Source organism: Janthinobacterium sp. PLB04, from assembly GCF_021165895.1.
GTDB classification, from domain to species: domain Bacteria; phylum Pseudomonadota; class Gammaproteobacteria; order Burkholderiales; family Burkholderiaceae_D; genus Janthinobacterium; species Janthinobacterium lividum.
In genome coordinates this window covers 3927156-3939155 of sequence record NZ_CP088968.1, presented here as the reverse complement: position 1 = coordinate 3939155, position 12000 = coordinate 3927156, and the positions used below count along the sequence as shown (strand labels likewise).

Annotated in this window: 12 protein-coding genes and 1 pseudogene; 8 read left to right on the top strand and 5 right to left on the bottom strand. The window is 53.4% G+C overall.

The genetic code is table 11. The features are described 5' to 3' along the window. Positions 1–766: 766 nt before the first annotated feature. From LSO07_RS28455 to LSO07_RS17485, 3 genes are all read right to left on the bottom strand, one after another. Positions 767–904 (bottom strand): DUF6882 domain-containing protein, encoded by a 138-nt coding sequence (locus tag LSO07_RS28455; RefSeq protein ID WP_423221733.1) that lies wholly within the window; start codon positions 902–904, stop codon positions 767–769. A gap of 474 nt (positions 905–1378) precedes the next feature. Next, on the bottom strand, positions 1379–1765 hold the full coding sequence (locus tag LSO07_RS17490) for a zinc ribbon domain-containing protein (RefSeq protein ID WP_191909703.1): 387 nt from the start codon (positions 1763–1765) through the stop codon (positions 1379–1381). Between the two features lie 635 nt (positions 1766–2400). Further along, the gene (locus LSO07_RS17485) at positions 2401–3231 is read right to left on the bottom strand and encodes an NAD(P)H-dependent oxidoreductase (RefSeq protein WP_151095909.1); all 831 of its coding nucleotides are present in this window, start codon (positions 3229–3231) and stop codon (positions 2401–2403) included. Here LSO07_RS17485 and LSO07_RS17480 point away from each other — a divergent pair. Next, positions 3230–4231: a LysR family transcriptional regulator gene (locus tag LSO07_RS17480; protein WP_225317341.1), complete on the top strand. Its 1002-nt coding sequence runs from the start codon at positions 3230–3232 to the stop codon at positions 4229–4231. The two genes, LSO07_RS17485 and LSO07_RS17480, sit on opposite strands and share 2 nt — an antisense overlap. 858 nt (positions 4232–5089) lie before the next feature. Further along, positions 5090–5725, top strand: coding sequence for a hypothetical protein (locus tag LSO07_RS17475; RefSeq protein WP_151095906.1), 636 nt, complete (start codon positions 5090–5092; stop codon positions 5723–5725). Between the two features lie 39 nt (positions 5726–5764). On the opposite strand, the pseudogene LSO07_RS17470 reads toward LSO07_RS17475, so the two are convergent. Together LSO07_RS17470 and LSO07_RS17465 are read right to left on the bottom strand one after the other, a co-directional pair. Further along, positions 5765–5908 (bottom strand): annotated as a pseudogene (locus LSO07_RS17470) (IS5/IS1182 family transposase); the annotation flags it as partial. A 52-nt stretch (positions 5909–5960) separates the two neighbouring features. Further along, positions 5961–7619, bottom strand: coding sequence for a glycoside hydrolase family 13 protein (locus tag LSO07_RS17465; RefSeq protein WP_191909702.1), 1659 nt, complete (start codon positions 7617–7619; stop codon positions 5961–5963). A gap of 482 nt (positions 7620–8101) precedes the next feature. On the opposite strand from LSO07_RS17465, the gene LSO07_RS17460 reads away from it, so the two are divergent. The 6 genes from LSO07_RS17460 (at position 8102) to LSO07_RS17435 (ending at position 11932) form a co-directional block, all read left to right on the top strand. Next, entirely contained in the window at positions 8102–8518 is a 417-nt protein-coding gene (locus tag LSO07_RS17460) for a PAAR domain-containing protein (protein ID WP_151095900.1), read from the top strand. After that, a complete protein-coding gene (locus tag LSO07_RS17455) occupies positions 8515–9027 on the top strand; it encodes a DUF4123 domain-containing protein (RefSeq protein WP_225317467.1) in 513 nt (170 codons plus the stop codon). The genes LSO07_RS17460 and LSO07_RS17455 overlap by 4 nt, the downstream gene beginning before the upstream one ends. After that, positions 9011–9358, top strand: a complete 348-nt coding sequence (locus LSO07_RS17450) for a hypothetical protein (RefSeq protein WP_070256895.1) — start codon at positions 9011–9013, stop codon at positions 9356–9358. The genes LSO07_RS17455 and LSO07_RS17450 overlap by 17 nt, the downstream gene beginning before the upstream one ends. Beyond that, the gene (locus LSO07_RS17445; RefSeq protein WP_099387977.1) at positions 9358–9942 is read left to right on the top strand and encodes a Tox-REase-5 domain-containing protein; all 585 of its coding nucleotides are present in this window, start codon (positions 9358–9360) and stop codon (positions 9940–9942) included. Before LSO07_RS17450 ends, LSO07_RS17445 begins: the two co-directional genes overlap by 1 nt. A gap of 4 nt (positions 9943–9946) precedes the next feature. Then, a complete protein-coding gene (locus LSO07_RS17440; protein ID WP_092605153.1) occupies positions 9947–10681 on the top strand; it encodes an immunity 52 family protein in 735 nt (244 codons plus the stop codon). 537 nt (positions 10682–11218) lie between these two features. Then, entirely contained in the window at positions 11219–11932 is a 714-nt protein-coding gene (locus LSO07_RS17435) for an immunity 52 family protein (RefSeq protein WP_225317340.1), read from the top strand. The last annotated feature ends 68 nt before the right edge of the window (positions 11933–12000 follow it).

Sequence of the window (12000 nt, the reverse complement as noted above, 5' to 3'; positions counted from 1 at the left end):
CTTCCGCAAAAACAGAAGGTGACACTAGTGATGAGCTAAGCGAGCCCAGCACCGCCACTGCGTACAATTTTCCTGTACATTTATTGCATTGTGACGGGTCTTGGCCAAGAGTTTTTCAACACAATAGCCCCAAAACAGACACTCCCGAACTATTCGTAATCTACCCAGAGACACTCAGTCGGTTTGACCCTGACGGCTTTAAAGGCGCAACTGGTGACCCACTGAACGACTCGCTCAGCGGCAACCTTAACGGGCGTGCCTTCGCGCACCCGAGCGATGCTCGGCCGCAATCGCAGCAGAGCATCGGTTGGCCATCTCGATGGCCGAGCTAAAACGGCTACATCTCCAATGCAGAGAATGGGACCCAGATGAATGCTCCCGTCCCCAACATAGGCCGTTCCGTCTATTCGCATAACGATATTAAAATCTGAATCTTCACTTGCGATTCTAAGAACATCGACCACCTGAGGGAGCATTAGTGCACGGGTCAAAGCAGGATACGCGGCTGTCTCGCGGACCAACATCCAGCGGTATCGATGCCCCATTACTGTAAAAGTACCGCACATTATTGCTCCATATTATCTGCCCAACTTTTGCACGGCAAATTCTCTGCGCCGGTTCCCCCTGCTTCAGGGGGGCAGGAAACGTAACGCAGCTCTTGGCCGATTGTTACCGCCCCATAATGGATCTTTCCCACAAACTTACGCGCGTCCAAACTTTTCTAGAGAGCCAGCGAGTTTGTATTCGGTAAGTCCATATAGTTTCTTTAGTAATGCATCGATCGCTTGAAATAGCATGTTAGCGTCAGCTGATCCCATCCCCAAAGGAACGTCCCATCCGACCTGTTATAGGTGCCAACGACCTGAATCGACGCGCTCGCGACTATACTGTTTTTAAAATGCAATGTGATCGTACCGTCATCCAGGTCAGCAGACCAACGGTCCTCCTCCCCTAAGTGTCAGGTAGTTGCATGAGCAGAAGTCTGCTGCATCAAGCCATGTTTCGCGGCCTCAATGAATTCCATCGCTGTGCGATCCGTTGCTGCTGCAGGTGTCTTTAGTGCAGACATGCCGAAAGCGGCGAGTATTTTCTGAAACATTAGTGCATCGCTTTAGGTAAAAGGGGCAAAACGCTACCATCAAGCTCCAGGTAGCGACAAAATATTTTTGCTGAGGAGAATTTCCGTTTTTGGCCGGTTGCCGTCGTTGGCAGGTTCCGCCCCCAACCGGACATAATCCTCAGTGGGCCGAAGTAACGGCTATGAGTCTCTGCAGGGGAGATGGACAGGCCAGACCTGATCTCGTCGTTGGATCAGGCTGCTAGGCAAGTCAGGCCACCGTCAAGGCTGATCAATATGCGCACGACTAAGGTAGCGTGCTTATTGTGAAATTCCAGCAACTGAACAATCAGCAGCCTCAAGTTGCTTCCACTTGGCATAGTTGCTGTCATCTTTCGCCTGCAGATACGCTGCCGAAACCATGCTTGCTTGTACGCACACATCCATCGGCGCTCCTGACGCCTTGGCAATGTTGTACTGCTTTACAGCATCGGTGGCGACTTGGGCCTCGATACTGCTCATGTTCTTGGCAGCCTGTTTTTCTAGTCCGCCACCGAAGTAATACCAGACGATGCCAACGGCAAACACAGCCCCGAGCGCCTGCGAAAGCATATTTGCTTTATTCTTAGGGGTAACTCCGCATTTTGGACAGGTCTTTGCCTCGCTACTGACCTGCGCGCCACATTCATGGCAAGCTTGTAGGGCCATATACTTCCTCATTCTAGAGGCATCTTTGCGTGCCTTATCGCGCAGGAATTATAGGGAAATCGATCTTGCTAAATCTATCCAATTATCACTTTGCGTAATTCTCAAACCAGTCTTAAGAATCTTCATAGTGAATCGCCACGAGTTCGCTAGACGTTCTTCAGACGCTCAAAATACTGCCTTTCGCAATTGGACGGGCTGGGAGGCTCACGATGACCAGTCCACCGCCAGAGCGTGGCCGAGCGCACGAAGCAGATGACGGGCTAGTTTATCGTAGCCAACTGTGCCGCTATCGCGCGCAAGGGCAGGCGCTCTGTTGTTGCCTCGATCGGATAAACCATCCTTCGCCGGCAGTTATGGCTAGGGAAGGCCTACTTTTGCTGGAGCGCGGCATGAATCTCTGCAGGGCAGAGGAGATAGACAGGCCAGACCTAATCTCGTCGTTGAATCAGGCAATTACCTCTGCGGTCTTGTGTGCCGGCAAACCACACGGCTGGTGGCTTAGTTTAACCGGTCGTCAGGCCGTTGCTTGATTGCTGAACACCATTTGTGTCAGCAGTCATTGGCATTCGGCGCGGGAAGGTTGTCCAGTGCGTCACCAGAAGCGTCCGTACTATGCTTGAGGACGACAATCGTCTTTACTTTAGCCCTCCGAAGGCGGTTGGGACAGGGGCGCTGAGTTCCTCGGGCGCGGCGATATGAGCCGCCAAACCAGTCTGAGTTGGTGCGATGTAGTCGGCCAACACGTGCTGGTCTGGATAGTCGCCACTGCTCTGTTGACGGAAAGCAATCGGTACGTCCTCGAACAGTCGCTTCACTCGGATGCGCCAGGCCATAGTTGCTTCAGCAATGCCGTTGCCATCGATTCGAGCAGTCTCATATACCGCGAATGTGGGTAGCACCTGCATACCGGGAAAGAACAAAGTGCCGTGTGTGATGGGAAAGAGCAGCTGCTCCAACGGCCCATTGATGCCACGGGAAGAATAGTCGTCCGCCGGTCCACCAACTGATACCGCCAGCAGTGCGCGCTTTCCGGCAAAGCCACCCTCACCGTAGCGATAGGCATTGCCAGCCCCTTTGTAGCCGTAGGCCAAACCAAAGGCCCACACGCGATCTATCCACCCCTTCATGATTGCGGGCATGCTGAACCACCATAGTGGGAACAGCAGGATCACCGCATCCGCCGCCAGGATCTTTCGCTGCTCTTCTTCGACGTCGGGAGTCTGGCAACCGTTGGAAAAGGCGTATCCAGATTCGTCAATGAAAGACAGGCGCTTCTGGTTAACTCGCTTGGGAAAGTCCTGGCCGTCAAATACCGCCTTCCATCCCATGGCGTACAGGTCCGATTGCATTACCTCGTGGCCTTGAGCCTTCAGTACCTCGGCAGCCATCTCGGTAAGTTGACACGTTACGGATGTCTGTTCGGGATGAGCATGGACGATAAGAATTTTTCTATTGGTTGACTGCATGGCGTGGCTTTCACAGAGTATTGAGAGTGGAGACAGTTTGCATTGCCTCAAGGTATCTGTGAAATCAAAAAAATTTTCTGCTATTATTCATCTCATGGATAGCAAAAAGCGTTTGGACCTCAATCTCCTAGTCACACTGGAAACCCTTTTGGTGGAACAAAACGTGACCCGCGCGGCTGAGCGCCTGTACCTTAGCCAGCCAGCAGTTAGCGCACAATTGAGCCGCCTGCGCGAACTGTTCGATGACCCTTTGCTGATACCAGTGCAACGTGGCATGCTGCCAACTGCCAAGGCTCTCGAACTGCTTGATCCGCTTCGCCACGCGTTAGATCAGGTGCGCGCCACATTGACTGGACACCGCCACTTCGATCCGATAAAGGCCCGACTTACCGTTACCATCGCCTGTACAGACTACCTGCAGAAGACGGTGATCCAGCCATTGGTAGTTGCGCTACGAAAGCGTGGTCCCGGTGTGCGATTTGCTTTGCGCCATCTTGATCCGCTACAGTTGGAAGCGCAGATGGCTAGCGGCGAAGTGGACCTGGCGCTGATGACACCCGAGCATGCTCCGGTCAGTTTACGCAGCCGGCATCTGTTTGACGAGCACTATGTGCTTATCGGCAGACATAGGCATCCCGGACTGCGACGAGGACTTTCTGTTGAACAGTTCGCACGACTGGACCACGTTATCGTCTCGCTGCGTGGAGGCGACTTCACGACGCCTGTGGACGAAGGACTCGCAGCGCTAGGCTATCAGCGTAATGTTGTGCTTTCAGCGGCGTCGTTCCTGCTCGTACCTGAAATTGTCGCGCACTCTGACTTTGTCGCCCTGGTGCCGGAACGGCTGGTGCGTAATTGCGGCGAAGTGCTCAAGGTGGTCGGATGTCCTTTCCCTGTGCAGGGCTTCGCCGTGAGCATGCTGTGGCATGAGCGCAACCATGACCACAGCGGACAACGCTGGGTACGCGAAGCTGTCATTGATCTGGTAGGCAAACTGTAACCTAAAAAGGGTTATAGTTTTTCAGATGATTTTTCGCCCTCGCGTGGATCGCAGTTCACACGATATTTGAATCACTACGAGTTTGCCAGACGCTCTTCAGACGCTCAAAATACTGCTTTTCGCAATTGGGCGGGCTGGGAGGCTCACGATGACCAGTCCACCATCAGAGCGTGACCGAGCGCACGAAGCAGATGACGGGCTAGTTTATCTTAGCCAACTGTGCCGCTATCGCGCGCGAAAGCAGGCGCTCTGCTGTTGCACCCGTCAGCTATGCCATCCTTCGCCGGCAGTTATGGCTAGGGACGGCCGGCTTTTGCTAGCGCGCGGGAGGAGTCTGTGCAGGGTAGGGGCGATAGACAGGCCAGCCCCGATCTTGTCGTTTGAGCAGCCAGCTACTAGATCGCACACCAGGTGCTTCAGAGGACACCCAGGCTCCTAACACAATCCATCGGTTCTTCATCTTCAAGAACTATGGATTAGAAGAGTCTAAGCGACTGGTGGCAATTCAGTGGCGATTCAAAAGCACTGCACTACCGATCCAAACAAATAGTAAAATTTCCATAATTTCCTTTCGGCAAAACATCATGATGCTACATCAGACGCGATGCGAAGAAAATAACTCACCTAGTGACCAGTGCAGACGTCTGCACTGGCCGTTTGCTGCAAAGTAGATTATTAGAATAAGCCTGCAGGACATGCTGCATATGTATGCGGACAAAAAGCAGGCAACATGGGGGCGATGGGTGAACAGTTGGCGACCATCCTAAGCTTACCTAGTCAGATCTGAGCAGGTTAGATATCACTGCGGGCCGATAATATTATAAAATATGTACTCACTTTGATAGCAAAGAATAACCTATGACCAAGCTTCGCATCACCCTAACAATTGCAGCCTTATTAATTTTTTCAAGTGCTCAGGCCGAAATTTTTCAAGGTATAAACCATGGTTACTCTCTTGCAAAAATCAAAGATCTTTTCCCATTGGCTGAAATAAAACCAGTTGCTGCAGCTTGGGTGACAAAGGACGATGGCTTTTATAAGCTGTCTGGGAACGGATTTCCGGGAGTTCTCTATATGGCGTTCAGCGACTCTCGTCCCACATTTAAAAAGCTCCAAACAGAGGCAGAGGCCGAAGAGGCTACCAACGCATCGCCCGCCAACGACAATCCCAGGTCGAAAACTTGGAAGTTCCTTGCTGAGCAAGACACGGACAATGCTCTCGCTATCAGTTGGATACGCTGGCTACCAGATTCCCCAATTCCACTGCAGCGCTACATAAGTAAATATGGCAAACCTGAGAAGACTGGATTTGGAGACAGTGATATGCGGCCATATGCCTCTTGGCCCAAGAAAAATATTCATGCAAACTTATCTGATGACGAAAAATTTGTCAATAACGTTGAATTTGGATTTACAAAACAGGAAAAAATTGCTGCCTGTCATGAGCGAACGGCCAAGAAATTTTGGCCAACTAGTTGCAATTATAGCGACTGAATGAACGATAAAAATTTCGATTCATATGTCTAAGAACGCTTAACAAAACCGCTGAATGTATCTCCAGCAGATGAGTATGCAGGCAAGCGAGAGAAACGCCTGGTGGATATTGGCACGGCGTTCGTAGCGGATGCGTAATCGGCGGAAGCGGTGCAGCCAGCCCAGCGTGCGCTTAACCACCCATCACCATTTTTCCAGGCGTTCGCGCGACTCGACGTGATTGCACAACAACGCTTTACCCGCGCCCCGCCTCACACTCGTACGCGATAGCAAACGATTCGTATGGCTGCAGGCTGAGGTGGTCGGTCCAGCTGTCACGCTGGGCATAGTTGCTGATCAAGCCTTGCCCGACTATGCCGTGCAGCATTGCCGGCAGATCCAGTTCGACGTGTTCGCCGGAGAAGTTGTTGACGACAACCAGCTGCTGGCTACCCAGGCTGCGCCGGTAGGCGAATACCTGCGGGTGCTGCTCCAGCAACGGCAGGTATTTTCCGTAAACCACGACGTCCCAGTGCTTGCGCAGTTCGATCAGCTTCTGGTAGTGGAAGAAGACCGAATCGGGTTGTTCCAGCGCGGCCGCGACGTTGATCTCGGGGTAGTTTGGATTCAGCTTTAGCCATGGCGTGCCAGTACTGAAGCCGGCGTTGTGTGTGCTGTTCCACTGCATGGGGGTGCGTGCATTGTCCCGCCCGTTGGCGTGGATGCCGGCCATTATCGTCTCCGGCGACACGCCGGCGGCCGTGCGTTCGTGGTAGAGGTTGAGCGATTCGATGTCGCGATAGTCGTCGATGGAATCGAAACGTACATTGGTCATGCCTATTTCCTCGCCTTGATAGACATAGGGCGTACCCTTGAGAAAATGTAGCGCGGTGGCCAGCATCTTGGCCGACTCGACCCGGTAACGGCCTGGGTCGCCGTATTTGGATACGGCGCGCGGCAGGTCGTGGTTATTCCAGAACAGCGAGTTCCAGCCGGTATCGGCCAGCTCGGTCTGCCACTTGCTGATGATTTGCTTGAATTCGATCAGATTGAACGGCCGCGGCTTCCATTTCCCCTCCTTGGTATCGTGGGTCATTGTGATGTGCTCAAACTGGAAGACCATCGACAGCTCCTGGCGCGCCGGGTCGGAATACAGCTTGGCGGTCTCCGGGGTGGCGCTCCACGTCTCGCCCACCGACAATACATCGCGTGCGGCCAGGGTCGCTTGGTGCATTTGCTGCAGCAGCGGGTGCAGTCGTGCGCCGTTGGCGATAATCTGTTGGTCGACCTGTTTGCCGATGAGATCGATCACATCCATGCGGAAGCCGCCGATGCCCTTGTCCAACCACCAGTTCATCATGCGATGCACCTCTTCCTGCACCTGAGGATTTTCCCAGTTCAGGTCTGGCTGTCGTTTCGAGAACAGATGGAAGTAATATTCACCGCTGGCGGCATCGTATTCCCATGCACTCCCGCCAAAATACGAACGTTGCTGGTCGGGCGGGGAGCCGTCGGCGCCTGCATTGCGCCAGATGTAGTAGTCACGGTAGGGGCTATCCTTGGATTTCTTCGCCTCGACGAACCAAGCATGCTCGTCAGAGGTGTGGTTGACCACAAGATCCATCAAAATACGGATGTCGCGCTTGGCCGCCTCTGCGATCAACAGCTCCATCTCGGCCAATGTGCCGAATTCAGCGGCGATATCCTGATAGTCGGAGATGTCATAGCCGTTATCGTCCATCGGCGACCGGTACACTGGCGACAGCCAGATCAGGTTGATTCCCAGATGTTGCAGGTAGTCCAGTCTGCTGATGATGCCGGCCAGATCACCGACCCCATCGTGATTGCTGTCTTGAAAACTACGTGGGTAGATCTGATACACGACGGCGTTATGCCACCATTTCTTATCCAACATGATTATCTTTCTCGCTTATTGATTGGCGGGGTAATTCCCCATTTTTAGAGCACTCTAAAAGTAGGGGGTAAGCGGCCATGGCAAGCTTCTGTTTTGGCGCGATACCGCCAGGTGCCATGTCGCGTCAGTCGTGATGGCAACTCCAACGCCAGCATGCAAAATCGTCGATCCCATTTCGCGCCTCAAGTTGAGGGGTAGGCTGTCGAAGCCAACTGTGTCGTTATACCGCTCAGTAGCAGGCATTCTGCCGTGGTTGCTCGATCGAAAATAATACCATTTACCATCCGTTATGCCGGGGAAGGTCCAAGTCTACCTTTTACATCGGCATCAAAGTCCCAATTCGCATTTAGAACAAAGAAAAGTTCATTGCGCTCCGATCCAACCGCATTATTATTCATTTTGAATCGTGCTTAGCTGACGTATCTGAAAAATATGCTATAAATGCAACTTATTGCGTTGTAGCACCCATTCAGGAGCATCATTTGAGCAGACCTTTCATTGTCATGGGCGACAAGACCAGTCATGGCGGCACGGTCATCAGCGCCGATTTCACCTGTGACATCAATGGCAAGAATATAGCGCGCGTCGGCGACATGACGGTATGCCCCAAATGCAAGGGCACGTTCCCCATCACCTCTGGACCGTCCGACGTCGTGGACAGCAGTGGCAATGGTTATGCGCGTCACATGGATTCGACCGCTTGCGGTGCAAAACTGATTTCCGGCCAAATCACGACGATCTGGTTGGACCAGTCTAGCGTGGGCGACCCGGCTGATGTCGACGACAATGACGTGATGGAAACCGCCGGCAACATCGCCGCAAATACCGACTCCGGCATTTGCCTCGAATGCTTGCTTTCTGCTGCCGCCGCTGGCGCGACCGCCGTTATCAGGGAGTGACAATATTGATTGACGTCCTGGAACGCCTGAAGCAACTTCAGCAACATCACTCGGCGCTGTGCTTATACGCACTGGTCGACGGTGTTCAATATGAGACACACCGCCAAACGCGCATGACGCAGGATGGGACGCGCTACCCGCTATTTACCGGCACACCCGACGCTGCGCTCGCGCATGCAGGCCCCTGGTTGGTCGACGTGGCGGGAGCAGCGCCTTCGTTTCTTGAAGACGTGGCCGCACTGGAGCAAGAAACACCTTCCGTTACCTGGCTATTCGCCGTGCACGACCTTGGTGGCCTGGCGCAGTTGCTGCAACTACACTTGGAAACACGGCTACCGGATGGTCGCGCAGCGCTGCTGCGCTTTTGGGATCCACGCGTGTTGGTGAAGCTGGCACAAATACTTGAGCCGGCACAGCGGGAGGCGATGTTTGGCCACATTCATGAATGGCACTTGCTGCTCGACGGCAAGCGGGCAATCATAGGGAGGCACGATGCTGACGTTCAGTGAGGAGCAATGGCGTGCAGTGCAAACCGGCGACATGAGCGATTTCGTCATCGCAGTGGCGGACCAATTTTTGGCCAAGCGTGCCGACATGGCAATCCAGCCAGGCCGGGCGGCCGTGATCGAGCGCATGCTGGCGGCGTACACCTACGCCATTCGAATCGGTTTCAGGTCCACGCCGCATATCGTACATCTGATGTATCTGGCGGCCGACGCGCCTGGGATTCATGACGACCCGCTGGTTGATGCCTACCTGCGCAAGCCTGGCGCCACGCCGGAACAGAGGTTCGACGAACTGATCGCGGTGATGGATAAAAAACTGGAAGGAGAGCACTAATGGGTGCGCTACCGATATTGGTAATACCAGCAGTCGTGGAAAAAATTTTGTTAGCCTTGGGTATCGCTGCGGGAGCAGTGCTCACGGACGAAGCCTTGCGCAAACGAAAAAAAGAGGCAGAAGACGCAAAAGACGCCCGCGTCACCCCCCTCGCGCGTGCCGAGACGCGAAGCGATACCAAAGAAAGATGCCGGTGCCCGCCAGACAAGGGTACGCTTATGGCTGTTCCACACAGCATGTCGCCAGCAGCACGCGATTACCAAGCCCGGATTACTGGCTTCCTGATTGGGATGGAATGGGTGTTTGAAGGAAAGGACTTTGACGGCTTCCAATCCCGCCTGTGCTTGTTGCAGGAAGCAAAAGCGGATTATGATCAATTTTTTAAGGCAAACGGCGAATTCAGGTACGATTTTCAAGAAAATATTTTCGTGAGGATGGAGTTAAAGCAGGCCACGGACCAGTCAAAGATTGTCATGCGTAACCCGCCGGCCTCGCTGAAATGGTACTTCCAAACCCCACTTGCTTACGAATATATGGAGCCCAAATTAGCTGCGTTGGGGATTACCACCTACTACGTTCCATAAAAATATGACAATAATCAATGCTTCTTATAAGCGCGATGGAACACGCACCTCCCTCGCTTTCCGACCCAACGTCCAGGAGATCGCGACCACTATCCAGTTTTTGAATAAAACTGCGGCATTTGGGAAAAACTGGTTTCTATCGCAAGATACCAAAGAGAAGTCGTTTCTGTATCCGGTCTTCGATGCATCGGGGGAACTCACCACTGCGGCCGAAGCCGTACTTGAGGCCGAGTTCAAGGGTGAGACATCCCGATTTCTAAGCGCCTGGAATGGCGAGCTCGGAGACGGTGAGGGCGCGACTATGGCGCTTGGGTTCAGCGACAGTGACTGGCCCGCCCGGACTTTCAGGATCAGCGATAAAGGTCAAGGTGTGAAACGGCTTGGTATTGATGGAGTGAAAGAGCTACTGTCCCTTATCGCGGGGTCCCTTCGGCCAGTCTTTATCACGGTTGCACGTAATCAGTATTTTAAAAAACAAGTCTTCAAAGATCGTCCAGGTGTTGGATGGATGTTGTATCTGCCGCGTGTACTGACGACCCAGCAAGTGCCAGAAGCCCGTGCCTTGGTACCCGTCATGGCGACGGGCGAGCAAGGTAAAGACAAGCAGATCGGCACCATCATCGTCAGCGTCACCGACGAGCCTTTCAATGATGAGAATCCTGAGCACGTCAAGATCGCCAATGCCATTGAAATTCGTCTGGTCGATCAGGACTTGCTGCCTCGCTATGTCGATATTTGACGAAGGATAACTCACTTCGATGGTACGAAAATATCCTGCCATGCAGGGGATAATCACTGTTCGACAACAAGGTCAAGTCAAGTGGCCTTTGGTACATCGTCCTAATCTGCAGTAACTGCACGCTGACCGGATTTGATACGGCCTTAGTAAGAGACGGGCACGCCGCCTACTTCGACGCTTCGACCGTCCCCTCTCTGGAACTATGGGTGCGACCAGCTTTACGCTGGTCACTCCCCGCCGACCGATCACATCGTCACGCATTAACACGGGTACGCCGAGGCGCCCTTGCTCGTAAAGACGGCGTCAGCTGAACACCTGGTTGGCATTGAAGCCGTGTTCGCGGGCGGTGCGAGCTACCGAGGCGCACGGTAGCAGCGGCAGCGCCACCAATGCGCGTTTGAACTCCAAGGGATGCTGGCGATAGTGGGCGATGCCACCGGTTCAACTTCGCTGGTACTTCATGCAATCTAAAAGTTATCGGTTTTTCTCAAAAGCACTCATGACCATGCGGCTTCCAATCGAAACGGTATTCAATCCATGAAACGTCCCTACGAATTTACCACCATATTCCGTCATGCCAGCGCGCTCGAGATCAAGACGATGCTGGATGAACTGCATGGGCTCGTGCCTGAGCTTCTTGCTTGTTCACCGATATTGGATGGATGGCTTCTCAAAGGCAACACAAAAGCAGAAGCGCTACTTTATAAAGTCTTTGGGCCTGCTGGCCCGACCACAGCAGCAATTGCAGTGCTGACTGAGTCCTTGAAGCACGATGTGGACCCGCGTATCGTCAGCATGTGGAATGGCCGCGACGGCAGCGAAGGTGCATCTGTTCAGTACGTTGGCCGACCGATACCGGAAACAAGTATGGTGGTACTGCGTGCAAAGCCTGGCGCCTTCGCAAAAGATTGGCGACTCGTCACAAGCCTAATTCACAAGTCCATAGTACTCTGGCATCCCACCCTCGTGACGATTGAATCGGCCGGCTACTTTGACAAAAAGGTTTTCAAAGACCGCCCAGGAATCGGCTGGATGTTGTACCTGCCTCGGGTACTCACTGTTCAGCAAGTACCCGAGGCTCGCGCGCTAGTGCCGGTTCTGGGAGCCGACAAGAAGCAGATTGGCACGATCATCGTCAGTGTCACCGACGCGCCATTCTCGGACGAAAATCCCGAGCACGTCAAGATCGCCAACTCCATCGAAATCCGCTTAGTCGATCAAGACTTGCTGCCTCGATACGCGGACTTTTGAACGACATCAACCTTCTTGCGGTATCGCGGAAGGTTCTAATGGAATGGACGCCCTCTTTCAAACAGGCA